We start from the raw sequence: 23,891 nt of genomic DNA on the forward strand, positions 1-23,891 counted from the left end.
TCATCTGTTCCTCCTTATGCTGTCAGCACCATCTGGTACGCCTTGTCGATCAGCGGGTTTCCGTCCGCGGTTCTGGCAAAAATATTCTCCCTGTAGTTTGCAGTCTTTCTTCTTGGGGTAGAATGGGTTGCAAAATCCGATACTGCATTGATAAAGCGGTAGCCATTGTTTCCTACGTCTTTCAGATCTGGAGCGTCAAAGTAGCGCATTCTCATGTCTTCCCTCAGTCTTTCAATGCCACGCTTCTGCTGTGGGGTGAAATTTTCTTCTACCGGAAGCAGAATCTCGATATAATCCATGACCTGTTTTTCAGACAGCCTGATTCCCCTCAGATTTTCAAATTCTTTTCCAAGAGCAGACATATACTCGTCCGCCAGGAACAGGGTATTCTTCGCTTCCTCGATCTTTCCGCTGATATCCCCTGTGTGGATCATAGACCAGCTCCTCTTTGCCGTGCGCAGGGCAAGGTTAAGCGTATTATTGCATACTACACGGATAGGGGTAAGCGCCGTCTTCACCGCCCCGGAACCGTCATGGGTATTGGAAAATACCATGTATGGGCTGATACGCTCGCCGGCAATGATATATTCCCTTGGAAGTCTTGCAAGCAGCCACACCCTTCTCCCCTCCTGCAGGGAGCCTGCTGTTTCGTAGCGCACGCCCTCTCCTAACAGGGCATCTGTAAATGCAAAGGCTTCCTCATTCTGGATGACCTTGTAGCGGTCTGTGACCACGCCTAATATCTTCCTGTCAGAATCCCTTACATTTGCTTTATAGCCCTGGATCAGCTCGTCATTCTCCGTATAGACAGGTTCCTGGAGGACTTTCCAGTTCAGTCCGGCAATCCGCAGTGCTTCCCTTGATTCCGGTGCTTCTGCCACCAGGGTTCCCAGTCCGTGCCATGGTTTTTCTCTTGTATAAAACATTGTTTCAACTTCTGCAGCCATAATTTCATTCTCCTTTTTCCATTGATTTTTATTCGTTCTTTCTACTGCTTCTTTTTATCAAACATCCTGTTCATGGTTTCGTTAAGCTTTTCCTCGTCCTGTTCTTTTATGCTGTAAGCTTCTCCCTGGCTGCTGATAATAATATGGTCCAGCAACGGAATCCCCAGCATGACACCGCAGGCTTCCAGCCTTGCAGTCAGGTCTATATCTTCCTTACTCGCTTTTGCCCTTCCTCCCGGGTGGTTATGAAAACAGAAGATGCCGTATGCATTCGCCAGGATTGCTGACTTAAATATATCTGCCGGTTCTGCATAGCACACATTTTTACTGCCTTTTGCAACCAGTTCCATTAATACAGGCTCCAGTTCCCCATTCACAGCGCACACATAGAGCAGTTCCTTATCCTGCTTGCCGAAAAAAGAGGCTGCAAAACCTGCAGCCTCCTCCGTTGTTGTAATACCAGTGTTTCCATCTTTCCCTTCGTATAATACGGAGCCTTCCCTTACCAGCTCCGTATGTACACACATGACTCTTTTCTTCATGCCGCCTCCGTTTCTTCCTGCTCCAGGAGCAAGCCAATTTCCTTGATCCCGGTATCCATGCTGTTTTCCAGTTCCAGCTGGAAGGAATCTCCTTTTCCCATCCACCTGGCATAAAAGAACTGGATCACATTTGGCAGGACCAGAAGACAGCGCAGGACCTCTGATTTCATCTCACTGCTCTTTTCAAGCAAAGTCTCTGCAATATTCTCCCGGCAGTTGATCTGATACGCCCTCTGGTAAATCCTCTCTGGGGCTAACTGTAATACTCGCTTCTTATACTGCTTCCGTTCCAGCTTGATCTTGGCATTGAACAGCCTTACAATTTCATCCTCTCCCATGTTTCATCACCTCCTGTTTTCGTTTTTCTCAATCTTTCTTTGTGCCGCCGAGAACATTACCGATTGTATCTGCAACCTTACCCAGCAGTTCAAATAACAGCTCCCATGAAAAATCCATTGGCATAACTCCTTTCTCTGATATATTTGGACATGAAAAAAGCAAAGGAATGTTTCAGCCTTTGCTTTTTCATAATTATAATATGTAATTGAAATTTTGAACTTGTTTTTACACTACTCCAATTCCACAAACTGGAACTTGATTGTTAAAAACTTGCAAAATATTTTTCTAATGAATCTACAAACTCACCAATATGAATTCCATCAATAAATGAGTAATGAGTCTGTACAGATATAGGCACCATTATCCTTACATCTTTTTCCCAATACTTTCCCCAGTCCAATAAAGGTGTGGTATTATTTTTTAGCTGAATTTGTATGAGAAACATGTACATATTTTATTCGCAGCTAGGGGAACATTGAAAAATATCATTCCCAAATGGGCCTGTGAAATAGGGTTCTTGTTTATTTGTAATCTTCTTAGCATTGACACAGTATTCTCTAAGGTTATCCATCATAGAAATATTCACCCTTTTGTCTGAATTCTCTGAGGGAACACCTTCCCTGTTTTATTTTAGTATCGTTTTGGATTTTCTCTCATAAAGATAAATTCTGCTACAGAGCGGTCATATGTTTTAATGTGTCCAAACAGCCAGTCAATCACATTCTTCTGTACAAGTTCACTGAACCGATCAGTTGGTCCTTCATAATCCTGAAGGTATTCATGCAGTTCCTGAATTGTCTTTTTAAACTCTTCATGTTTTTCATGATGGTTTTCACGCTCTGGATAACCGGATTTTTCCTGAAGCTTTTCCTCTTCTTTGAAATGAAAGTCAGTATATTCATCCAGATAATCCAGCATTTTGATTGCTTTTACTTTGCTGTCGCCATTTTGACAGGCAGTTACAAAGTTCTGGATACGGTCGATCAATTCTTTATGCTGGGTATCAATTGTTTCATTTCCTGTTACTAAATTGTCATCAAAGGTAATATTTAAATCGTAAGTCATAATCTGGTCTCCATTTCTTTTTATATGTTCTCTTGGGATTTTTTTGTGTCTGTCAGTTTCACACCTGCATTTTCTGCTTAGTCTTCTACAGGAACAAAAACATCTTTTCCTAATCCACATATCGGGCATACCCAGTCATCTGGAATATCCTCAAATGCAGTTCCTGGAGCGATACCTCCGTCTGGATCGCCTACTGCCGGATCATAAATATAGCCACATGGTTCACATTCATATTTTTTCATAGTTATTTTCTCCTTTTCAATGTTGATTCATTTTGTTAATAGATTCCTACTGAATTTTTCAGTATTTTGTTGCTTTTTATGTATGTCTGTATTATACATGATACTTTCTATTATGTCAATAATAGTAATTGTTATTATTTTTATTTTGTGTATTTTAAATTCAGTAATATCTGACTAAAATGTTACGAAAAAGACTGGTTCTACACTATTTCTGAAAATCTGACAGTGCATTGCTCTTTCTCATGTAGCATCATTCATTATCCTATATGAATTTACCATATATATTCCTCCAAATTCCGATTGAACAAACGATTAAAAGTCCATAGGTAGTAGCTACTCGGACGCTCACTTTGTTCAATTAGGTCAAATCGAAAATGGAGTAAACGAAGGGGCAGTTCACTGAAATGTCAAAACTGCTTTTTCGTTTACTCCATCATCGATTCTAACCTAAAGAATTTGTGGTAATATTATACCTTGCAGTCAAAGATATTGCCACTATCGTTTCTATTTCTCCAATTCGAACTCAAACCTTTGTACAACACAGTTATCCTTTACCTCAGAACAAATCTGATCTGCATTCTCATATAACATTGCCATTGTCTTTTTACACATCTTCGGAGAATCTGAAAGAATCCAGGAAATTCCATAAGATAATTCAATATACCCATAGGTATCATCATCTTTTTTCATGGTCACAATGTTCAATTCCAATAACTTAGCCAGTTCCATCGAAGCTCTCTGCAGTCTGATAAACAAAGCAATCTTCTCGGGATCAGGAACAATCTCTTTCATTTTTTCCTTCTCTTTAAAGCTTCTGATAATTTCTGCTAACTGAAAATCTCTCCGGTCATTTTCCAGCTGTAATTCTCCTTCAGAAAGATTCTCAGATTCTTCTGCTATCTGCTTATCCAGTTCTTCCATTTCCTTAGCTGCAACGTCATAATATTTACATTCTATCAGCATTTATCTTCTCCTTGTAGACAAAAAGGGAACAGTCAAACAAATACGTTCGAACTGTTCCCTCACTTCTTAAGTCCTCGAAGCATTGCCAATACAACAGCCTGCTCATCAGCACTCAGATCATTCCATATCTCCATCACTTCATTCTGTTTATCCGTCAGATGATTTTCTTTTTCATCCTGGAAAAACTGGGACAGTGTTACATCCAGTGCACTGCATATCTTTTCAAGCGTCTGTAATGATGGTGTACTCTCATTTGCAATAATCCTTCCAAGGGAAGACTGTGCAATTCCTGTCAGCTGTGCCAGTCTGTATTTACTCACATGACGTTTTTTGCATAAATCTTTTATATTCCCAGCAACATACTCTTCTATCTGCAAGTAAATACACCTCCGTTCATCATTACTGGTTTTATTTTACCTTCAATCTCAGCATTTTATTAGAGGTATATTACGCAAGCATTTAGTTGTGTTTTAAAAAGTATTTATACAAAAAAAGAAAATTTACTAAAGCGAAGATATGTTCCGGTTCTTATGTATCGTGTTTTACTGATACCAATTATAATAACAAATTTATTCTACCATGTATGAGTTATTTTGTCTAATATAATAATCTTCCATTGCACAATTTGAAGATGAATCTTTTTCATTTCTTTATCCATAAAAGTAGCCTAATAATAATGTAATTATCAGTGCCCTCGTTTTATTGACTCGGTTATTGTCACTCTGCTATCGCATCGTGCCAAAACCTCGTGGGAGATTATAATTAGCCTTCTCTTATCAAGTTAAATATAACCAGCTCCACGGATAGAAATCTTTGAGAAATTTCACTGTAAAGTCTTGAGACAAATGCCTAGGTGACCAGGCTCTATCGCTTCGCGCGAGCCTGGTCTTTATGCATTTGCCTCAATCCTTCCCACTGAAATTTTCAAACATTTCTACCCATGTCGCATATTAACATATTATTGCTTTTAGCAAATCAATAGTCACAAATGCCAATGACATTTGTGACCTTCTCAACATCTCTTTCACGGAATATACGCCCTCTCCCAAACACACATGTCCGGGATACTGCCAGACATGTCTCCGTCCAACCGAAGTGTCTGATTCCCGCCTAGCCAGAAATTATAATATTTCTGGCTAACTGCCAGGCAGATGTATCAATCCTGGCAGTGCCCGATTCGTATATTCCTCTCCATATTATCATTTTAAGTATGTTGCCTATAATATTTTAAGGGATGACTGTCAACCCTGTTCGATCAGAGTCCGCCACATATATGTTTCTGAAGAATTTATTCTTAATATTCCATCGTCTCATTCTGGATTATTTCATCTTCGTTTTTCTCTGTATCCTCTTCTGTTTTTACTCTCAGATATGGATTCTCAATAATTTCAGCCTGCTGGCAGGGGTAATTAGAAAAAACATATACGGTACAATTCTCTCTTAAAAGTCTTGCTCTTCCCACAGCCTGTTCCAATTCTGACTCAATGAAGAAGAGCTGCATATTTCTCATTTTCTTATCAGCGTAGCTCATCATAGGGAAACTATATCCACCTCTTTCCACACGGTATCTGTGTAAGCTGCCACTTGTATCGTATCCAAGCATTGCTCCTACCATTTTATACAGAACTGGTGAATTATGTGGTGTACCTATTACAGCTATATCCATTCCACGATATACATTAAATCCCTCCGTCTTACCAAAATGAATTTCTGAGTCTGGTGCCAGCATTTTAAAGGTGATAATCGGAATATCCCCGATATACTTTTCCTTTATCTCTTCCAGAACATCTGTCCCTCCATTTTTATTGAAAAAAGCTCTGCTGAGAGTATGTGCCGTGTACTGGAGCACCTTTCCTTTATATTCAGCCTTGTATACTTCTCTGAAATTAATGGTTTTTCCAGAGAAGTAATCCTCATATAAAGCTCTGTCAGCAGTTGCTGATAATATAGTCATCTTACTACAGTCTCCGAAATCATACTTCTTAATAAACACAATTTCCTTCTTATTTTTGCACATGATAACATGGGTACTATCAAACAACTTTGGAACCGGTCCTGTAAACTCATTTCTTTGCTCATACAGCTTTTCCAAAACTGATTCTGACAGACTGGTGAAATTGACCTGAATGGTTTCTTCATTATCCAGTTCTAAAATTCTCTCAAGCTGCTCTCTATTATCCGCATCTATAAATGGCAGTTCCAATAATTTCTCAATATCTGACAGCGGTAAACTACTTGTAAAATGAAATAATGTCATAAGCAGGTCTTCATCAATGATAATTTCATAGTCCTGCATTTTGTATAATTCTTTCATTAAAAAAAGCGCATGTGTCGTAACAATACACCGCGCTCCGCTGTAGCCTATTTTTCTTTTTTTCAGTATCTCGTTAAATATCTCTAACTGTCTTGGGGATAGTTCATCCATATGTTCCTTTTTATATTCCAGTATGGTCTTTTTTCCTCTCTTGGTGAACCCCTTGGAAAAGTCCTTGTTAAGTTTCTCCTCTAAATCCGGAAGACCTAATTGTGCAATCTTGGTATACATACTTTCTGTTATTTCACACTCAACACCTTTGGCTTCTATTCTTTCAGCCACCTCACGCTGCAGCTTGATTGTAGGCACTGCTATGATAAATTTCTTACCTATCCAGTTTTTTACAATCTCAGCGTACTGTTCCGTTTTTCCTAAAGCCGTCTGTGCTTTTATAATGTGGATATCTGCATTTCTGGCAGCTACCGCTTCCTCAAGCATTTTTTTAAGCACAGATACACATTTATCAATTTTGTAAAAAACCTCTGTATTTTCTAATTTTCTGATTTTCCTGCTTGCTTTGTCATAGAGGGATTTACCTTTACAGTTATTATAATATGGACAGGTTGTTTTTGAATTTTCACAGTACATAGGGCTGCCATTTAATATATTATGTTTTCTATTCTGGTTTAAAGTATGGTTCCATTTACCAGTACGTTTCTGCAAATTATCAAAAAATAATTTTTTTCCACCTTTTATATGTACCAGACTGGTCACAAGAAGGAACTCCTGATCATAATGTATGTCTTCTCCATTAACAAAGTCATTTAACAGAGGACATAGTTTACATAATGATTCCTGGTTATATCCGGTCAGTGTTGGAATATCCTTTCTTATTTTCTGCTCTTTCGCAGAATCTCCCTCACACGCTTTGCCTTCGCTATATGGAAGCATGATTATGCCGTTATCATTAATTTTGTCTTCAATTCCTTCTAAATCAAATTCATTCTCATTGTAAATACATAGTTCTCCGTTCTTAACACATATCCCGCTCTTTTTTCCAAGTCTTTTTAGTTCCTTACTATTATTACGCCCCTTTGTCTCCCTATAATAAATTTCCAGATTCCTTGCAAGCTCCACAATATTAATTTTTGCATACGGCTTCTTCTCTATTATCCCTTTTCCTCCGAGAAAATACCCGCCTAAATTAAGGCATTCTGCACCCACAGGTGAAAAAAATGCCCTTAGCAGAATATTAGCAGCTTTCGCAAGTGCAGGATTCTTTATCCAACGATCCATCAAAAAAACAGCTCCAAATCCCTTTTGGTTTGCACAGCTTCCAAGTGTTTTATATGTAAAAGCATAGGACAAGCTATATTTTTCACATTTTTCTTTAAACTCACGATATTTCAGATCACCATCAAATTCCAATACCAAAAGTGTCTGTCCTACAAAGTTTTCCTCATCTGTTCCACCATCTAATAAAGCCCTGCAAAAAGCCTGTCCATTATTTCCAACGCTCTCTATAATTTCTTTTATGGTTAAGTCTTTAATACTTTGCCTCTTCTTAAAACGATCAGCAATCAGTCCCATATGTAATGAAGCAAGTGTCATATCCTTATATTTGTTAGAATCTATATTTATAAGCATTATTCTTCCTTTCCGATAAATTTCATACTGACATACTTTATTCAGGCTAAACTGGGCACTCTGGAAATATGGCATGGCAGTTTGTAAGCAAATTGGGAATGCTCTATTTAAACCTATGAGATTTCTATAAATATACACTTTTGCTTACAATCTGCTCATATCAGCTCTCAGTAGCTCCAGTTACGGTTCATATAAGTGTTTGAGCTTGAAAAAACTTTATATGGCATTTGAAATTCATCTATAGCATTTTTACAGGACTGTTCTGCTTATATTTATTTCTTACAAAACTAACCTTGCTCACATATAAGTAAAACCAAATATCAGACAGGAGGTAACTATTATGTCAACTACATCTAATTCAGTGCCTGCAGGGAAGGAAAATTCTATTTTGACTGTTTTAAGTGTCTCAGAAGTTGCTGAGTATCTCGGCGTGGGTAAGAACAGAGTTTATGAATTGCTTAATGACGGTAGCCTTAAAGGATTCCGTATGGGGGCTACCTGGAAGATCAGCCGAATGGCTTTGGAGAATTATATTTTGAATGCTTCGGAACTTTAATTCAAACAGATTTTCATTATTAAAACAAAAAAATGATGCTATCTCACAGCACCATACCTTATCTATATTTTAGAGGGTGATCATCGATCACCCTCAATTTATTTAACTAAAGTTTTTGGTAGCGTTAAACAGTTTGCTCCAATAAGAGCTTGATTTTAATCGCTTCTGCTTATTAAATATTTTGTAATAAGCATCTATTGAAATTTCTTTGCCAGCTTTAAGATATTTTGACTCGTAGCCATTAAGCCAATCGTTTACATCTGTCAATTTCTGCTTTGGATTAGATACCAATTTACCTTTTACGACATTATAAAATTTACTTTCTAATATCTGAATGCCAGAATCATCATTATCATAATTTGTTGTTATAAGAAACTGTTTTTTGTATCTACTTACAGATGCATTTTTAAATACATACCTTCGTATTTTGCTTTTATAGATAGTATATATTATGCACATATCCTCATCCAAATTGGTAACAACATGCTCTGGATATCCATCTTTATTAATATCCATATCATACATATAGCAATCGCTACCAAGCTTATAACTCTTACTATATTTACCATAGTAAATAGCATTAAACAGTTTCTGAGAAGCTTTCTTACGCTGGTTGTAAGTTGTTCCAGCACTTACCGGTACAGCCATAGCAAAACACAAAATAATAGAGATTAATAATACAAACAATCTTTTTTTCCTTGACATAATAGCATCCTCCTTGTATAAAAGTTTTTAGACAAAAAAGTATACACTTCTCTGACCTGATAACATATACCTTTACAACATATGCTTAAAATCCAATAATTAAATACTGTCACTCTTCAGGATATAAATAAAAATAGTCTCCAAATCTTGGAATAAATGTTTCAATGTACTCTTCCTCTCCATTAATATACGGAGCTAAGCTCATACAGAATGTTTCTGACTGAATTTGAGATACATTACTTGGAAATGCAGTACCAAGTTCAACTAATTCCTTGCCTTGCCATATAAATTTGTAAGTATAGTAGCGACCATCCGGATCATACTCCATAGTTATATATGAATCATCTCCAGCTAATCCACCTGTAATTTTATATTTCCCTGAAAAATCAGCTGCCCTTAAATATATATCATATGCCGATGAGTTTTTATGGAAAATCTGATAATCTCCTGTATCGGGATCTGTAAACGTCAGTGTATCAACTGTATCATCAGTTACATCCGAGCAAGTCATTTCAAGAACTTTTGTTCTTCCACTTTGATATATATCATATGTATCATCAGTTTCAAAGTCCATTTCTGCCATAAGTATAATATCATCACTCAAAATAATATCATAAAACCTATTGTATAAATCAATAACAGTTATCGTTGTCCCATCATCCGCAATATATTCTCCCTCTGGATGTATATCTCCCCATAAATGAGTTGGTCCCTCCCAAGCAGAACTAACAGAAAACTTCTCCAGGCAAATTTGTATACTGGAATCTGAATAAATAAACCTACTACTATTTTCATCAAATGCTAAAAAAGCTCCATTATCATCTACCCATTTTTCCCCATCCGAATCAAAATACAATTCTACAGGATGTTCATTTGACGCATATAAATCATCCCCAAGTAAACTCTGCATAGAAACAAAAATGCTATCGCTTTCTCCTGGATATATGCAAATATAAAGCGTATCTCCCAGTCCCGAACCATAATATAGTTCTGACTCTTCACACGATGGTATAGTATAATAAAAACCATATGGGTCTCTAATATCTCCTAATAGTCTCTTCTTTGTTTCATTATACCAATCATCAGAAGTATCACTTTCCGATTCTGCCAGACTAGCAGTATAAGTATCAAACGCCTCTACATTTTTCATCGGAATAAACATCCCAGAAATCAGTAAACATATACCCGATACTGTTTCTATTGCTTTTTTTCTCATAAGCCCCCTCCTTTGTCATCCTTCTAACAACGAATAATCATTTGCATACGCGGTCATTATTTCATTCGGATATGTGATATAATTCTCATCATAATTTATGCTGTCCGATAAAATCAATTCTTCCTCTAGCTCTGAACCATTCTTTGTGATTCGTGTAACCTCTTCTAAGCCTTGATTTCCCCAGACTGCATAAATTCCATTGCCATCCGGAGCTTCGTATAACACAACCGGTCTGGCAAATGATCCAATTCCAAGTCCCAACCCATAGTCATTCACACAATATACATCATTAATCCAATCTGCATTACATGTACCTTCTGAAAGAATCAGCTCTTTTACACCATCATTGTCAAGATCAAACAGAGTATATTTGCAAGACTCTCCATAATGTTTATATGCATCTTCAAGTATATACTGGAATGCTGCACGATAATTCACAGTATTTCCTGATGATTCAAGTACACATGAATATGTTTCCGAACTAATACTTGGAATTTTAATTTGTATATCAGAACCATTCAATATGTAATCCGAATAATCCATTATAAAATCAGCTGACACTATTCTATATCCAAGATTCCCAGTACAAATTGCAGTTGAAGAACTTGTATCAATGCTTGTTCCATTTACAGATATATCATAAGAAAATAATTCGCTTTCTTTATCATATTTCAAATTTATAGTAGCATTAAGATCTTTAATACTATATGTACCAGAATATATATCTTGATTCAATGCTCCATCAAAATAATCTTCTGAACGTTTTAGATAATATTCATTTTCATCTTCACCTAACAACGAATATACGCGAATGGCAGTTGCAATTCTATTTTCATCTAAATCTACTCCATCAATATAATACTCCGTACCATCTATATTAATCGTGAAATCATTATAAATATATTCGCCAAGTGTCTGTTTTTCTCCAATTACGGTGGTTGTCCCATCTTTCGTTTCTAACATGACGCAATAGTATTTCGTATTATATAAGTTGTATATATACACCGTCAAACCATTATTCATCCCAACTTCTGACACAAAGGCTCCTTCAAGCATAGGATCTTGATAGCTATATTGTTGGTGCGAGCTGTCATACAAAGCAGCACTTTCTGATGTAATTTCTTCTAAGCAAACTCTAATTTTGTCGTTCGTAAAAACATACTTACCTAAAGCAGAATCGTATTCCAACAAAATATTGCCTTTGCCTTCCCATCTTTCTTTTTCTGAATTATATTTTACTTGTATCGTATCGTCTAAGCTATCATTTATAGCTGCTGTAATATCAATAATCGCATAATTTTCCTTGTTATCCAAAGATTTTGATATTACAAATATAATGCTGTCGTGATGTTTTTCTCCCCAGTAATCATCCATATCCTCGCATTTAGGTGTTGTATAGTATACACCGTAAGGATTAGAGATTTTCTCCGCTATATTCTCTTCAGATTTTTTCCCAAATCCCTGTATAGCCTTTAATCCTGTTTCTGGTTCATTGTCCTGTGCCTCCTGTATTTCATCTGGCTGTTCATAATCATTGGGTTCTGAATAACTTTCATCATCATTATCATTTGATTCTGCAAAATTTTTCACACTGGTATCTGATTCTGCAAAACTGTTTTCTGTATAATCGTTACTATTCGTATACGATTCATCACTTGAGCTATCCTCATCATAAGCCAAACTATTAGCACTAACAGCTACATATGCCATATTTCCACATAACGCAAAACCACACAGACTAAGACAAGTCCACTTTATTCCCCATATAAGAAATCTTTTCATTTATTCCCTCCATTTTTCAACCATTTACATCATTTTTTTATGGCAAACAATTAAGTATTCGCTCCTTAATCTTCTTCCATACACCCCCAATCTTTATATCCTTATCAAATTTTCTATGTACAGTTGAAATATTCCATAGTAATTCCACTCCCTTAGGTATCATCACCCAATCTTTCACTTTATACGCCCAACGTAAGCAAACCAACAAAAAGTCTACATAAAACTCGACACTCGTCCAATCTGGAGCCCCCTCGAAAAGTTCAAGAACTTCTCCTGCATATCTTAAACAAAGAATCCCACATAAAATTTCAACAACCGGATACAGCCAGCTTAATGCATTCTCTAAATCGCTCAAAATTGTTCTACTAATACCAAATGTTCGCATTTCAGTGTTCCCAGCGTATTTTTCTATAAGCCATTCTCGAGCTTTCGTTAGCCCTGCACATATAACAACATAAAATACAAAACTTCCCCAGAATCCATCCAATATCTTCGGAATACCAGTTGCAAGCATTTGCCATGTAAAAATTAGTTCTGCAATACTTAGCCCAATTACAGTAGGAATCAAAAATTGCATTAGAAAATGTTCATATGGTGGTATCTCTAAATTTTCAATATCGCAATGCACATTCCCTGCTTTACTACTATTTTGCGATTTATCCTTATTAATCAATATGCACCCACATTCAGAACAATAGCGTTTATCTTCAGAATAATATTTATTACATTTTTCACAATACTTCATATTTTACTTATCCTTTGCCAAATATTTTTCAATATCTGTGTTATCCAATTTCAATATATCTTGAACAGTTAAATCCATAGACGATATATCAGTTCTGAATTTATCCACATCGTCTAACAAAATTTCACTTAGTCCATATGTATTCAGATAATCTTTCAACTCATCTGATATGTAATATGTATCTCCATCAGACATAAGAGTATATTCATCCTTTCCAACATCATACATTAAAATAGATATATTGCCTTCCGAAGTATCGACGTCAAGATATATATTTATCTGATTTTTATTAAAAATATATGCAAATGTTCCATCATTTCCGAGATTATCCGTATCAAACCAGCCTGAAAGACATTCTTGTATTTCTGGCTCTGTAATTCGTACCGAAACATTTTCATCCGAATATTTAATTTTCCATTTGTCTCCGTTGCAAAAACTATATATTGTGCCATCCCACTGCTCAAAATATTCAGATTGCAATGGTGCATTTTCCTTGAGCTCGGTGATTATATCAATCTTTTCCTGACTGAGCTTATTTTTATTCTGACTTCTGGAAACAGCATAACCAACAACACATAATGCAGCTACAGCAATAACAACATTTCTTATCAAATGAGATTGCTTTTTAGGAACACCTGGATTTTCAATAACTGCCCCCTTTGGGTTTCCACTATTTTTCTGCACAGTCTTTTCTTCTGTGCTTTCTCTCTGATTTACCTGTTTTTCTTCCATATTATCTTGCATGGTACTTCTTTTGGGTATTTCCTGTTCGGGTATTTCGTCAGTTCGTATTTCATGCGAAATCTCTTCCTCAACTTTTTCTTCTGTTCCTACCAACTTGGTTCCACAATATGGACAGAACTTATTACCTTCCTCAATTAACTTACCACAATTTTCACAATACATATTCTCCCACCCTTTCCTAGCATTTGTTTTTATCGTTATTTTTATACGTTTATACGTATTATTTTACAATATATTTTGTTTAATCTCAATAAAAAAAGACATTGAATATAGCTTTTTTTCTATAGTTCAATGTCTTTTCCTTATTATTCTTTAATCTTTGGCTGTGAATTAACCGGATTGATAGAATCTTCCTTTCTAATTGAATCCTCATTTTCTGATAATGATTTATTCATTTTTTTATTGATATCCATAACATTACGAACCAGCATGACGCCCATCATCTGTAATTCAAAAATGAAGCGCATTGTTATTGGTCCAACGATTAAAAGTACCAATCCAGTTGTAAAGTTACTCTGATCCCCGAAATACGTTTCAGTAACTGAGAACATCATAAAAAATCCAAAACATACGCACATAACTGTTCCCACTACAAATAAGAACTTTAAGATGTCCTCTATATACAACCTCTTAAAATTAAAATAATTATGTAACCACTGTAAATATTTGTTGTCCAGTTTGCCATCATATTTCTTTGGCAATACCTTCACATATAACAGCACGATTGCTGCTACTGTTGCGATCATTCCTATTGTTGCTGCAATTCCAATTGACATAAAGCAGTCCCCCTTCTTTTCTCTTATGTACTTACTATTATAACAGCTTTTTTTCGTTATTCAACTAATATTCGTTATTTAAATACGATATAGCATATTATTTTATCACTGTTTTTCCTCTACTATAAACCATATACTAACAGAAAGACGGTGATATTATGGTGCCTGTGCTTGATAGAATTACATCTTATCGTAATCAAAAAGGCTGGACAGAATACCAGCTTGCTACAAAATCTGGTCTGACTCAATCAACCATCTCTTCCTGGTATCGGAAAGATTTAGTGCCTTCAATTCCTTCTCTTGAAAAAATATGTAGTGCTTTCGGGATTACCCTCTCACAATTCTTTTCTGAAAACGAGGAACCCTATGTGCTTACCAAAACGCAGAGAAATTTACTTGAAGCATCAGCAGCCCTCTCAGAAGAACAACAGCTTGCATTAATCGAATTTATAAAGACTCTTTAAAAGGCTATGCGTATTCCCCACGCATAGCCTTCTCTTTAACACCTTGTATCATTTGAACCTATTCCCTTTTGCATTCCATAAAAAGCTGAAAGGCACACTTGAAGCCTTGTGTAAACCCAATTTCTTCTCCTATCTCAGCAATCGCAAATGCCAGATCAACGCCTTCTCGTCCAGTTTTATCTTCAACCTGGATAGAAGCCTTGTTATTTTCCAGAAGTTTTCTGACTTCTGACAGTAATTTTTCATCCTGCCAGCCGCTCCGTCCCAGTTCTTCCAGTTCCATGTCATACAATTTTTTTATCATACTGTCCATAATGTTCTGAACCTGCTCTGGTTCCAATTCTCCCTTCTATGAGCATATCTAAATATTTACACCTTGCTACAGATTTGAAGATATAAAAAAAGAGACCAGAATTCAAATTTCCAGTCTCTAATCAATCTTCTATATAAAATTACAATCCTTCATCACCTTTTGGAATATCAGCTAAATTATGCCTTTCCCAAACCATTGCCTGTAATACTGCTGATATAATCGTCAATGTCCTGTACAATGCAATGATCTCCCATTGTATGCAGCGATTCAAAATACTTTGTAATATCCCCACAGATACCGTATTTTTCAAAAGTTTTTGTCACATCAGCTCTAGAAAGTCCTTTAAAATGGCGGTATCGTTCCATGCAGTAAATTAAGAAATTTGATTCCTTACTCATCTCTCACGTCCCTTCTCTACGTGTCACGTAATCGTCATTCAATACTTTACTTCTGACTGACAGCATTTCACGCTATCATACCATTGATTTCCTCGAGTTCATATAACGTAAATGGATCAATATCTACGCAATCAGCTTCGTCCCATTTGCCAGAAATATCCCAGGCAAGCGTTCCATTCATTACCGTACAAGCATTTTTGAAGTTCTCAATATCCCTCATTGGTGCCATAATCTCAGCCTTTAAATCGTTTGTAGCATCATAATCAACTATTTTTCCATCATCAAAAAAGACCTGTACATGAAAATTATCCAAAGGAATCACCTGTACAACTGTAGGAAAATACTCATTCATAAACGTTCACCTCCACATATTATATAAGCGGATTAATTCTGTTCAACGGCTTCATGTCCTTTGACAGCTCCCAGTTCTGCATCAATTCGTCCTGGTGAATTGTACACCACGCCAGTATCAATCGTAATTGCTTATTTGGTAATGATCCCTTTATTACCTGTATATTGTTGATATCAACTAATGCTTTATGTCCATTGTACTCTGCATGGAAATGCGGTGGCATATGGTCATTATAATACATCGTTACCCGAATCCCATAAAATAATGATATCTCTGGCATATACAACATCTCCTTTTCAATGCTTTTTTATAGTGTACCATTTTTTTATAATAAGCGCCATAAAATAGGATAAGAATTTGCCTTTTCATTCTGTTTCCGTACCCAAAATATACCCAAGATTTCTTCCTCACCTATAAACTTTCGTAAACTTCAACACCCGATTTTCCGCGTATTTACGCCATTTCATACCCTATCAAACTATGCCGTTTATAACCCCTTATTTAATTATTTATACTCCCCTCGAAACACCCGGTAGCTCCCCTACCGGGTGTTTCTCTTTGGATTTATAAGGGTTTGCGGGATTTTGGGGTTCACCATTCTTGTAATATTTCTGTAATATTTAATAGATATGTCCAAAATATGTCCAAAATTCTATTTTCCGTCCAATCTTGGCTCTCCAAAATAACCCAAAATGAGGACAGTTTTATCACTGCCTCCTACAATGCTGTCCCTTTCTTTGGAACAAATAAATAACTCATATCCGCGTGTTCCAGTTCAAGCAGCGAAAGCTTTCTATCAATTCCTCCGGCATACCCTGTCAGACTTCCATTTGTGCCTATCACACGATGGCAGGGAATGATAATAGAAATTTCATTGTGTCCAACCGCACCTCCAACTGCCTGGGCAGACATGCGGGATACATTTTTCAGCTCTGCCATTTTGCGGGCAATTTCTCCGTATGTGATCGTCTGTCCATAGGGAATCTGCAATAAAATCTTCCACACTGCCTGTCTGAATGTTGAGCCGTCCGGATGGAGTGGCGGCGTAAATTTCGGTTCTTCACCGGAGAAATACACATCCAGCCATTTTTTTGCTTCCGTGAGAATCTCTGTTTCCTGTGGAATATGCTTGTCTGGAAGTGTATTCCCAAAATATTTCTGTCCTTCAAACCATAGACCAGTAATTCCCACTTCATCTGCCGCCAGTAAAATACGCCCTAACGGCGATTTATATTTGTATGTGTATATCATATTTATACCTCAAAAATGCATGAGGTAGTGTCAACTTCATACCTCCAAAATCGGCTCACCCCCAGTAAAATCAACGATTCTGGGCTATATAGCCTTTACCTCCCCTTTCTTTGGTTTAGGTGACCTTAATTTTACGTTGGAAAACCTGTCAAGGCCGGGCTGAAAGCCCGTAAAATTCAGCCTTGACGGGGTTTCCGTAAGTAAAATATACTTGGTCAGCACCAAGGAAAAAAGAGATAATTTTTTCTTAATTCGTTTTACACTACCGTCGTTCAAACAACATGATCCTTAAATGCTTTTCATTGTCAACACATCAATTCGTAAAATAAAGAAAATCCCCACATGGTCTCTCGTAATTATTAATCAGCTTATTCATGACCTGACCATTGTAATACAATGTGGCGGAGCCGCCGCCGTCCAGGTTGTAAGCGTACTGACAGCCATAGCTGTTGAAGATATTAACAAGATCCCAGTGGTTCAGGCCGGCGTAACTGCCAGTGTCGGTGACAAGAAGCACATAAATGCCAGGTTTCACCATTCCCACAGCAGTTCTCGGATAATATTTGGCTGTTTCTGACCAGGCCGGCTGGGCCTGGCCATCTTTGATCAGGATTGGGCCAAAATTATAGGTATCTTTTACCCCCTCTTCCAGAAGAGCTTCGCCTTTCAATCCCTGCTTTGGTGTATAAATAGTGCCATCATACCTTACAGCCATTACACTGTAACTGGTCTCATAATTTCCATAAATCACACCATTCTTGATGCACATTCCAAGAGGTGACGGCCGCCCTGTCTGGTAACTAAACGCACTTCCATTCACTCCGATAATACCCCCATTACCAGAAACTGCACCGGAGGTAGTCTGTCTGGCACCACCATAGCTTCCATAAGACAGAGCAGATTTCAGCTGTCTGGAATTTTTGATCTTTATCAGCGCTACCCAGTAAGGAACATTATGTGTGAATTTTCTGCGCAGATCAATATTAAGAGAGCTGCTTTTATATGTATAGCGGTTATCATTCACCTTCACATCCGGTCTGGTTTGTCCTGTTCTTCTCCCGCTATCATTTACATAATATTTCCCCACCCACACATTTGTATACAAAGCACCTGTTTTCTTATCAAAATAATAACGATATTCACCAATTTTCTGCCATCCTGTTGCCATTCTGGAATTAGGAAGGAAATAATATCGCTTTCCTCCGTAGCTTAGCCAGCGGTTGGCAATTGCAACACCTGACTTATTAAAATAATAAGAGTATTTTGTTCCAGTAGCCCAGCGGTTACGGAACATAATGCCATTCTTCCGGTTATAATAATACCGTTTTCCGCCTGATTTCAGCCAGCCTGTATAGCGTTTGCCATTCTTTGTGCTGTAATAACGCTGACCTTTGTAGGTAATTTTTCCCCAAAGCAGTTTTCCCTTGGAATTATAAAAATAATAGTCTTTCCCCCGCTTCACCCATCCATGCTTTTTCGAAGTGATACTCACAGTCGTATTGGAAGCCTTCACATAAGAAGCGGCCCACACCGAAGAGGAACACATGGTAAATATCAAAAACAAAAAACAGATAATCCCAAAGCTTCTTTTTTTCAATTCCTTCTCCCCCTCATTTCAATAAGAAAATCGTAACGGTTCAGTACCTTCACAGTTACACGCTCCGTAATGCACCGAACTCACTAAACCTTTACTTTCTGGTTATAAAAAATTACGGGGCAGACAAATTACTTCGTCTGCCCCGCTGTATTTGCCTTGCTGCAGGTAATTATTATGCGGTCGCCTGCTCGCATAAATTACTGATTAAGCTGCCGGTGTCTCACTGTCATCCAGTGTATCTCCAGCCATATCTGTCTGCTCTTCGGACTCAGCAACACCATCTGTCTCCGCACTCTCAATATCACTGTCGCCTGTAGCAGCGATCACATCGTCCAGCCATCCCTCAGGCATGCCTGCGTTGGTCAGATTCTCTGTGATTGCATCCATATTCATGGAAGCTGTATAAGCCTCAACTTCATCATCATTACTGAAATCATAAACATCTGTCAGAGAAGCAACATCAACTGCGGCAAGTGTCTCACCGCCATTGCCGCCGGTCAGAGAAACTGAACCAAGAGTCGCACCACCTGCTGCAATAGCAAGATTCCAGTCAATGCTGTCCTCATCTGCACCATCGGCTGTAAAGATCAGCTGCATTCCACCAAATGGATCATAGGAATTTCCATCTTCATCTTCCACAGGTGCTCCGGAAATTGTGTAAGTTCCCTTCCAGATTCCGTCCTGTACTGCCTTGGTATCATAGTCTGCAACATCAATAACAGCAGCATCTGCGTCACCGGAAGAAAGCGTGTAAGTTCCGCTTAACAGATCACCATTCAGCTCACCGCTTCCTTCAATGGCAACCTTGTCATCTCCGGAACCCAGCTGCATGGAAAATCCTCTCTTCTCTCCATCCGCTGTACACAGATATCCGAAAAGCTCTTCCTCCTGCTCATCATCATTCAGAAGGAACTGGCGTCCAACAACCTCTCCATCACTGTCAACCCATGCCCTTAAAATAAATCCGGACTCGTCAGTCTCATCAGCTTCTGTATCCAGATCTTTCTCCATATCCTCGATTGCTTCCAGGAAAGTCTCATAAGTATAATCCGGATCATTCATGGCTTCTGTCCAGGTCTCAATAAGCCCCTTCAGTTCTTCATCAGACTTGGCTGTATCCAGAATCTGCTGGAACATTGGAAGTGCCTCTGCCTGTGTAACATGTCCTTCCAGAACGCTAAGCTCCTGACTTACATCTCCTGCAACAGCTTCCTGTGCTCCAGGATTCTCAGCATCTGCAACATTATCAAAAATAATATCTGTGTATCTTGTAAGAATAGATGTCACTAAGTCTGCTTCCGGAAGGTTCTCCAGAGTGGAAAAATAACTGTTCATGCTATCTGCCAGATCAAGACTCGTGGTAAAGGAAGAATCCAGTTCCTGATCTGCCTCTTCCACAGCTTCCTGAGTCATCTGCTCCATGTTCATTTTAATATAGCCATCACTCAGCTCCGGAATTCTCATATAAATTTCAGAATTCTCTGTATCAAAATAATATTCTATTGTACAGATCTTGGTTCCATTTACATTCACATCCATAAACTCAGTCATGGACTTATCAGACATGCTTACATTTCCACTGATGGAAGCATCCGCCAGCCAGGAGATATCCACAGGAGAAAGCATTCCCAGAATTGCTTTTCCACCATCTTCCAGACTGACCTTTATTTCCGCATTTCCCTTAACTTCTTCTGTATCCATTTCAGAAAGGCTCTTTGCGTAATCTGCACCAAATTCCTCGATCATTTTGGCAAAGGCTGCTTTCTCAGTTTCCTTGTAAGAATCTGCTGCCCATGTGGTAGCCGGTACTGCACTGATTCCCATAAGGGATGCTAACAAAATTGCGGTAATTTTCTTTCTCTTCATAAGATCCTCCTTTGGTATAAATCCTTACGGATTCTGCAATCTTTCCGTTGCTGTTCACTAGAGCGTGTTTGAAAAAGGCTTTCTGCAAGATGTGCGTCACAATTTGTGGGAGATTTTGTCCGGATGAGGGCGCCGTAGCGGGCTACGGCAACCGAATTCGGGCAAAATATACCGCAAAGTGGGGCGTGCAGATTGCGGGAATGATTTTTCAAACAGGCTCTAGTAACATTCCCAACTGCTCTCATTACCAGTAAAACAGCCGGTTTCTGTCAATGATCCGCTACAGACCATACAATGATCCATAATAGACATATCTGACAAAACAAGTTAATATCAGAATAGCATTTGCCGAACTTATTGTCAATAACCCATAAATATTCTGACGATTCCCGTGACAAAAAAGGTTACTGTTCCATCTGTGACCAATAAAACAAAAATTTTTCCCACAAACAAATCCTATAATTCCGGACAGGCTCTGATATGTTATATTGTACCATTTACTCTCCGCTGTCCTGTATAATATAACTATCCAGCTTTTCCATATACCTCTGATCACGCTCAACAGTAATCACAATCACGTCGTCCGGTTCATATTTATCCAAAAGCTCCTGGTCAAAGTCATCAATTCTCACAAATAAGGTTTTCTGATAGCGATAGGGCATGTATTTTTCAAGGCGGAGGCGAAAAGAATCCCCGATCACCATTAAAGTTTTCTCATTATCCGAATTGGATTTAAACACTTTCAGGATCTCCTCGCCGCCTTCGCTCTCCTCTTTTTTCACCTTGTAACGGATACCATCGTGAAAATACTTCAACCCATATTCCCTGTCATCATCCAGCTCTTTATATCGCCCGATCATCCTGGACAGATCCCCCCTGCAAGGCTTAGTCCCGATCATAACCTGAATATCTTCGATGGGCAGACTTTCACCTGTCATATCCTGTACAATTTTCTCGTTGGTAATATATCCGCCTAAATTGTTCATGTGAGTATCATATTTTCGGAACAGCTGGTATTTTTCAGTAAACTCCCTCAGATAATCTGCCAGAAAATCAAATTCCACGTCGGAATTTTCTTTCATATATTTTGCAAAAGTCTCCATTCTGGAATCCCCGATTCCAATCACCTTTGGCTTCTCCGGCATATACTTCGAATAAAGTGTCTCTTTGTTGGGAGCCACGTAGTAATGGAATTGTTCCACACCCCTGTCCAGAAACCAGTCCCGCACTTTTGCAATTCCGGATGCAATTTCCGCACTTTGTTCCAGTGTATACACATTGGTTTTCTGGTAATCTGCCATGGCATTTTCTCCCTCCCTTTCCGGCAGGTAAAACAGCCAGTTATCTTCTCCGATCACCACATCCCCGATCTTTGTATTGCGGAAAACTTCCGTATCAATAAAGTTGCAGAACTTCACCAGGTCATTTTTGAAGGGCACATGATCCTTATAATACGCCTCAAACTGCTCCGGGAAGTCTCCCAGAGATTCCAGATTCACCTCCGGAAATTCAGCCAGTTTTCTGTTTTCATTGTTTTCCGTATCAAATCTGCCGGAAAATCCAGTCCACACCACTCCTGGCAGAACCAGACTTCCTGCAAATAATACGATCAGAATTTTCTGTTTTCTCATATGCTTCCTGTTAAAATCTGAAATAAATAAACGGGTTATAGCTGTTATTTACAAGTGCCGCTACACTCAGCCAGAAAATCACCAGACAGGCGATCATTCTCGGAACTGTCACCATTCCATTGGCAGGGATTTTTCCATCTGAATGTACCCGGACCTTCTCATATATCTTCTGCAAAACTCCTGCAAATAAAACACCCATAACGATCAGAAAGATCATTTTGCTGTCAAGATATGCAGAAAGAAGAATGGTTCCTCCATGTGCCACAAACATATTTCTCACATAAGTAAAAAACAGGGAAATATTTTCTGCACGGAACAGAATCCATCCAAAAAACACCGCGGTCACCGTGTAGCCCCAGCCCACAATTCCAGGCAGTTTTTCCAGTTTTTTTCCAAGCCACACACGTTCCAGTATAAGAAAAAGGCCATGATAAAGCCCCCAGAGGATAAATGCCATTCCAGCCCCATGCCACATTCCGGTAAGGAAAAATACGATAAGCAGGTTTCGATAGGTGCATGCCGCGCCTTTACGATTTCCTCCCAAAGGAATATAGACATAATCACGAAACCAGGAAGACAGGGAAATATGCCATCTGTGCCAGAATTCCTGCACGGAACCAGCTGTATAGGGATAATTGAAATTCTCCTGGAATTCAAATCCGAACATTTTTCCAAGACCAATGGCCATATCGGAATATCCTGAAAAATCGTAATAAATCTGCATCATGTAAAGAATTGCGCCCAGCCACAGAGCCTTCCTGGATACCGCATATGGACCATATTTAAAAATTTCATCCACCACACGGGCAAAGGAATTGGCAAGGAGAACCTTTTTCCCAAGTCCCCAGCAAAAACGCATTATCCCGGCTGCAAATTTTCGGATAGTCTCTTTTCTTCCTGTAATCTGAGCTGCAATGTCGCGATATTTTACAATAGGTCCTGCGATCAGCTGTGGAAAAAAGGAAATATACAAAAGCATATGCCAGAAATTGTGCTGTGCCGGCACCTCTCCCCTGTACACATCGATCACATAGGACAACGCCTGGAAAGTATAAAAAGAAATTCCAATTGGAAGCGCCACCTGAAAAAGAGTGGTTCCTGTTCCATCTGCTGAAAAAAGTCCGGTTATGGCTTCTGTCAGAGTGCCAAAATACTTGAAATATCCCAGCAACCCCAGATTAATAATCAAAGTTGCCACAAGAATCTTTTTTTTCCTGGTCTGATATTTTTCAATCAGAATTCCGCCGGTAAAATTCACCGCCACGGAAAACAGCATAAGGAAAACATAAAGCGGCTCTCCCCATGCATAAAAAAGCAGACTGAAAAATACCAGGATTCCATTTCGGATTTTTCCGGGACTTATATAATATGCTGCCAGTACTAAGGGCAGAAAGATCCATAGAAAGAGCATCGAGCTGAAAACCATGTGTATCTCCTTTATTTTTCAAACAGGCTCTGGAGCATGTTTGTCTGTCAATGCTCAGTATTATAACATA

At 38.3% G+C, this 23,891-nt stretch carries 28 protein-coding genes; 3 read left to right on the forward strand and 25 right to left on the reverse strand.

Going from position 1 to position 23,891, the window contains the following annotated elements; genetic code table 11:
• Positions 1 to 14: 14 nt before the first annotated feature.
• The 9 genes from LIZ66_RS09290 to LIZ66_RS09330 all read right to left on the reverse strand — a co-directional run bounded on the left by LIZ66_RS09290 (position 15) and on the right by LIZ66_RS09330 (position 7,999).
• Entirely contained in the window at positions 15 to 947 is a 933-nt protein-coding gene (locus LIZ66_RS09290) for a DUF932 domain-containing protein (protein WP_173719761.1), read from the reverse strand.
• 41 nt (positions 948 to 988) lie between these two features.
• Entirely contained in the window at positions 989 to 1,489 is a 501-nt protein-coding gene (locus LIZ66_RS09295) for a JAB domain-containing protein (protein WP_173771180.1), read from the reverse strand.
• Positions 1,486 to 1,827 carry a DUF3848 domain-containing protein gene (locus LIZ66_RS09300; RefSeq protein ID WP_173771182.1) on the reverse strand — a complete coding sequence of 114 codons (342 nt, stop codon included), beginning with the start codon at positions 1,825 to 1,827 and terminating at the stop codon, positions 1,486 to 1,488. Before LIZ66_RS09300 ends, LIZ66_RS09295 begins: the two co-directional genes overlap by 4 nt.
• Positions 1,828 to 2,090: 263 nt before the next feature.
• Positions 2,091 to 2,279 carry a CatA-like O-acetyltransferase gene (locus LIZ66_RS19285; protein ID WP_306467787.1) on the reverse strand — a complete coding sequence of 63 codons (189 nt, stop codon included), beginning with the start codon at positions 2,277 to 2,279 and terminating at the stop codon, positions 2,091 to 2,093.
• Positions 2,280 to 2,458: 179 nt separating this feature from the next.
• Entirely contained in the window at positions 2,459 to 2,893 is a 435-nt protein-coding gene (locus LIZ66_RS09310; RefSeq protein ID WP_118579835.1) for a bacteriohemerythrin, read from the reverse strand.
• Positions 2,894 to 2,970: 77 nt separating this feature from the next.
• Positions 2,971 to 3,135, reverse strand: a complete 165-nt coding sequence (gene rd / locus LIZ66_RS09315; protein ID WP_005608410.1) for a rubredoxin — start codon at positions 3,133 to 3,135, stop codon at positions 2,971 to 2,973.
• A gap of 504 nt (positions 3,136 to 3,639) precedes the next feature.
• Positions 3,640 to 4,098 (reverse strand): hypothetical protein, encoded by a 459-nt coding sequence (locus LIZ66_RS09320; RefSeq protein WP_173771184.1) that lies wholly within the window; start codon positions 4,096 to 4,098, stop codon positions 3,640 to 3,642.
• A 59-nt stretch (positions 4,099 to 4,157) separates the two neighbouring features.
• Complete coding sequence (locus tag LIZ66_RS09325) at positions 4,158 to 4,475, reverse strand: helix-turn-helix domain-containing protein (RefSeq protein ID WP_173771185.1); 318 nt, start codon at positions 4,473 to 4,475, stop codon at positions 4,158 to 4,160.
• 917 nt (positions 4,476 to 5,392) lie between these two features.
• Positions 5,393 to 7,999: a hypothetical protein gene (locus tag LIZ66_RS09330; protein ID WP_173771187.1), complete on the reverse strand. Its 2,607-nt coding sequence runs from the start codon at positions 7,997 to 7,999 to the stop codon at positions 5,393 to 5,395.
• A gap of 340 nt (positions 8,000 to 8,339) precedes the next feature.
• Here LIZ66_RS09330 and LIZ66_RS09335 point away from each other — a divergent pair, with 340 nt between their 5' ends.
• Complete coding sequence (locus tag LIZ66_RS09335; RefSeq protein WP_173719184.1) at positions 8,340 to 8,555, forward strand: helix-turn-helix domain-containing protein; 216 nt, start codon at positions 8,340 to 8,342, stop codon at positions 8,553 to 8,555.
• 102 nt (positions 8,556 to 8,657) lie between these two features.
• Here the strand turns inward: LIZ66_RS09335 and LIZ66_RS09340 are convergent, their stop codons facing one another.
• The 6 genes from LIZ66_RS09340 to LIZ66_RS09365 all read right to left on the reverse strand — a co-directional run bounded on the left by LIZ66_RS09340 (position 8,658) and on the right by LIZ66_RS09365 (position 14,523).
• The gene (locus tag LIZ66_RS09340) at positions 8,658 to 9,260 is read right to left on the reverse strand and encodes a DUF4258 domain-containing protein (RefSeq protein WP_227200725.1); all 603 of its coding nucleotides are present in this window, start codon (positions 9,258 to 9,260) and stop codon (positions 8,658 to 8,660) included.
• A gap of 109 nt (positions 9,261 to 9,369) precedes the next feature.
• Positions 9,370 to 10,476, reverse strand: coding sequence for a hypothetical protein (locus LIZ66_RS09345; protein ID WP_173719182.1), 1,107 nt, complete (start codon positions 10,474 to 10,476; stop codon positions 9,370 to 9,372).
• 15 nt (positions 10,477 to 10,491) lie between these two features.
• Complete coding sequence (locus tag LIZ66_RS09350) at positions 10,492 to 12,258, reverse strand: hypothetical protein (protein ID WP_173719181.1); 1,767 nt, start codon at positions 12,256 to 12,258, stop codon at positions 10,492 to 10,494.
• A 37-nt stretch (positions 12,259 to 12,295) separates the two neighbouring features.
• Entirely contained in the window at positions 12,296 to 13,003 is a 708-nt protein-coding gene (locus LIZ66_RS09355; protein ID WP_173719180.1) for a hypothetical protein, read from the reverse strand.
• Positions 13,004 to 13,006: 3 nt separating this feature from the next.
• Positions 13,007 to 13,909, reverse strand: coding sequence for a zinc ribbon domain-containing protein (locus LIZ66_RS09360; protein WP_173719179.1), 903 nt, complete (start codon positions 13,907 to 13,909; stop codon positions 13,007 to 13,009).
• 143 nt (positions 13,910 to 14,052) lie between these two features.
• Complete coding sequence (locus LIZ66_RS09365; RefSeq protein WP_173719178.1) at positions 14,053 to 14,523, reverse strand: hypothetical protein; 471 nt, start codon at positions 14,521 to 14,523, stop codon at positions 14,053 to 14,055.
• 158 nt (positions 14,524 to 14,681) lie between these two features.
• On the opposite strand from LIZ66_RS09365, the gene LIZ66_RS09370 reads away from it, so the two are divergent.
• Entirely contained in the window at positions 14,682 to 14,987 is a 306-nt protein-coding gene (locus LIZ66_RS09370) for a helix-turn-helix domain-containing protein (RefSeq protein ID WP_173719177.1), read from the forward strand.
• 58 nt (positions 14,988 to 15,045) lie between these two features.
• Here the strand turns inward: LIZ66_RS09370 and LIZ66_RS09375 are convergent, their stop codons facing one another.
• The 8 genes from LIZ66_RS09375 to LIZ66_RS19290 form a co-directional block, all read right to left on the reverse strand.
• The gene (locus tag LIZ66_RS09375; RefSeq protein ID WP_118581757.1) at positions 15,046 to 15,327 is read right to left on the reverse strand and encodes a hypothetical protein; all 282 of its coding nucleotides are present in this window, start codon (positions 15,325 to 15,327) and stop codon (positions 15,046 to 15,048) included.
• A 149-nt stretch (positions 15,328 to 15,476) separates the two neighbouring features.
• A complete protein-coding gene (locus LIZ66_RS09380; protein ID WP_173719176.1) occupies positions 15,477 to 15,698 on the reverse strand; it encodes a DUF3791 domain-containing protein in 222 nt (73 codons plus the stop codon).
• Between the two features lie 67 nt (positions 15,699 to 15,765).
• Positions 15,766 to 16,050, reverse strand: coding sequence for a DUF2442 domain-containing protein (locus LIZ66_RS09385; RefSeq protein ID WP_118581763.1), 285 nt, complete (start codon positions 16,048 to 16,050; stop codon positions 15,766 to 15,768).
• Between the two features lie 19 nt (positions 16,051 to 16,069).
• Complete coding sequence (locus tag LIZ66_RS09390) at positions 16,070 to 16,330, reverse strand: DUF4160 domain-containing protein (RefSeq protein ID WP_118581766.1); 261 nt, start codon at positions 16,328 to 16,330, stop codon at positions 16,070 to 16,072.
• A gap of 437 nt (positions 16,331 to 16,767) precedes the next feature.
• The gene (locus LIZ66_RS09395) at positions 16,768 to 17,301 is read right to left on the reverse strand and encodes a methylated-DNA--[protein]-cysteine S-methyltransferase (RefSeq protein WP_173734928.1); all 534 of its coding nucleotides are present in this window, start codon (positions 17,299 to 17,301) and stop codon (positions 16,768 to 16,770) included.
• A gap of 313 nt (positions 17,302 to 17,614) precedes the next feature.
• Positions 17,615 to 18,898 carry a phosphodiester glycosidase family protein gene (locus tag LIZ66_RS09400; RefSeq protein WP_173734929.1) on the reverse strand — a complete coding sequence of 428 codons (1,284 nt, stop codon included), beginning with the start codon at positions 18,896 to 18,898 and terminating at the stop codon, positions 17,615 to 17,617.
• Positions 18,899 to 19,102: 204 nt separating this feature from the next.
• A complete protein-coding gene (locus tag LIZ66_RS09405) occupies positions 19,103 to 20,764 on the reverse strand; it encodes a hypothetical protein (RefSeq protein WP_173771189.1) in 1,662 nt (553 codons plus the stop codon).
• Complete coding sequence (locus LIZ66_RS19290; protein ID WP_308768402.1) at positions 20,761 to 20,934, reverse strand: DUF6783 domain-containing protein; 174 nt, start codon at positions 20,932 to 20,934, stop codon at positions 20,761 to 20,763. The genes LIZ66_RS09405 and LIZ66_RS19290 overlap by 4 nt, the downstream gene beginning before the upstream one ends.
• Here LIZ66_RS19290 and LIZ66_RS19295 point away from each other — a divergent pair.
• Entirely contained in the window at positions 20,866 to 21,018 is a 153-nt protein-coding gene (locus tag LIZ66_RS19295) for a DUF6783 domain-containing protein (RefSeq protein WP_308768401.1), read from the forward strand. The genes LIZ66_RS19290 and LIZ66_RS19295 overlap by 69 nt on opposite strands.
• Positions 21,019 to 21,261: 243 nt before the next feature.
• Here LIZ66_RS19295 and LIZ66_RS09410 read toward each other — a convergent pair whose 3' ends face one another.
• A complete protein-coding gene (locus tag LIZ66_RS09410; protein WP_173772828.1) occupies positions 21,262 to 22,395 on the reverse strand; it encodes an alginate O-acetyltransferase AlgX-related protein in 1,134 nt (377 codons plus the stop codon).
• 10 nt (positions 22,396 to 22,405) lie between these two features.
• Positions 22,406 to 23,821: an MBOAT family O-acyltransferase gene (locus tag LIZ66_RS09415; protein WP_227200724.1), complete on the reverse strand. Its 1,416-nt coding sequence runs from the start codon at positions 23,819 to 23,821 to the stop codon at positions 22,406 to 22,408.
• Between the last annotated feature and the right edge of the window lie 70 nt (positions 23,822 to 23,891).

It is taken from the genome of Blautia faecis (assembly GCF_020554845.1).
Classification (GTDB): domain Bacteria; phylum Bacillota; class Clostridia; order Lachnospirales; family Lachnospiraceae; genus Blautia_A; species Blautia_A faecis.

What these genes read in the sequence shown, in the direction of transcription:
- LIZ66_RS09290 (WP_173719761.1), bottom strand. Translation starts at nt 947, where the DNA reads ATGGCTGCAGAAGTTGAAACAATGTTTTATACAAGAGAAAAACCATGG.
- LIZ66_RS09295 (WP_173771180.1), bottom strand. Translation starts at nt 1,489, where the DNA reads ATGAAGAAAAGAGTCATGTGTGTACATACGGAGCTGGTAAGGGAAGGC.
- LIZ66_RS09300 (WP_173771182.1), bottom strand. Translation starts at nt 1,827, where the DNA reads ATGGGAGAGGATGAAATTGTAAGGCTGTTCAATGCCAAGATCAAGCTG.
- LIZ66_RS19285 (WP_306467787.1), bottom strand. Translation starts at nt 2,279, where the DNA reads ATGTACATGTTTCTCATACAAATTCAGCTAAAAAATAATACCACACCT.
- LIZ66_RS09310 (WP_118579835.1), bottom strand. Translation starts at nt 2,893, where the DNA reads ATGACTTACGATTTAAATATTACCTTTGATGACAATTTAGTAACAGGA.
- rd (WP_005608410.1), bottom strand. Translation starts at nt 3,135, where the DNA reads ATGAAAAAATATGAATGTGAACCATGTGGCTATATTTATGATCCGGCA.
- LIZ66_RS09320 (WP_173771184.1), bottom strand. Translation starts at nt 4,098, where the DNA reads ATGCTGATAGAATGTAAATATTATGACGTTGCAGCTAAGGAAATGGAA.
- LIZ66_RS09330 (WP_173771187.1), bottom strand. Translation starts at nt 7,999, where the DNA reads ATGCTTATAAATATAGATTCTAACAAATATAAGGATATGACACTTGCT.
- LIZ66_RS09335 (WP_173719184.1), top strand. Translation starts at nt 8,340, where the DNA reads ATGTCAACTACATCTAATTCAGTGCCTGCAGGGAAGGAAAATTCTATT.
- LIZ66_RS09340 (WP_227200725.1), bottom strand. Translation starts at nt 9,260, where the DNA reads ATGTCAAGGAAAAAAAGATTGTTTGTATTATTAATCTCTATTATTTTG.
- LIZ66_RS09345 (WP_173719182.1), bottom strand. Translation starts at nt 10,476, where the DNA reads ATGAGAAAAAAAGCAATAGAAACAGTATCGGGTATATGTTTACTGATT.
- LIZ66_RS09350 (WP_173719181.1), bottom strand. Translation starts at nt 12,258, where the DNA reads ATGAAAAGATTTCTTATATGGGGAATAAAGTGGACTTGTCTTAGTCTG.
- LIZ66_RS09355 (WP_173719180.1), bottom strand. Translation starts at nt 13,003, where the DNA reads ATGAAGTATTGTGAAAAATGTAATAAATATTATTCTGAAGATAAACGC.
- LIZ66_RS09360 (WP_173719179.1), bottom strand. Translation starts at nt 13,909, where the DNA reads ATGTATTGTGAAAATTGTGGTAAGTTAATTGAGGAAGGTAATAAGTTC.
- LIZ66_RS09365 (WP_173719178.1), bottom strand. Translation starts at nt 14,523, where the DNA reads ATGTCAATTGGAATTGCAGCAACAATAGGAATGATCGCAACAGTAGCA.
- LIZ66_RS09370 (WP_173719177.1), top strand. Translation starts at nt 14,682, where the DNA reads ATGGTGCCTGTGCTTGATAGAATTACATCTTATCGTAATCAAAAAGGC.
- LIZ66_RS09380 (WP_173719176.1), bottom strand. Translation starts at nt 15,698, where the DNA reads ATGAGTAAGGAATCAAATTTCTTAATTTACTGCATGGAACGATACCGC.
- LIZ66_RS09385 (WP_118581763.1), bottom strand. Translation starts at nt 16,050, where the DNA reads ATGAATGAGTATTTTCCTACAGTTGTACAGGTGATTCCTTTGGATAAT.
- LIZ66_RS09390 (WP_118581766.1), bottom strand. Translation starts at nt 16,330, where the DNA reads ATGCCAGAGATATCATTATTTTATGGGATTCGGGTAACGATGTATTAT.
- LIZ66_RS09395 (WP_173734928.1), bottom strand. Translation starts at nt 17,301, where the DNA reads ATGATATACACATACAAATATAAATCGCCGTTAGGGCGTATTTTACTG.
- LIZ66_RS09405 (WP_173771189.1), bottom strand. Translation starts at nt 20,764, where the DNA reads ATGAAGAGAAAGAAAATTACCGCAATTTTGTTAGCATCCCTTATGGGA.
- LIZ66_RS09410 (WP_173772828.1), bottom strand. Translation starts at nt 22,395, where the DNA reads ATGAGAAAACAGAAAATTCTGATCGTATTATTTGCAGGAAGTCTGGTT.
- LIZ66_RS09415 (WP_227200724.1), bottom strand. Translation starts at nt 23,821, where the DNA reads ATGGTTTTCAGCTCGATGCTCTTTCTATGGATCTTTCTGCCCTTAGTA.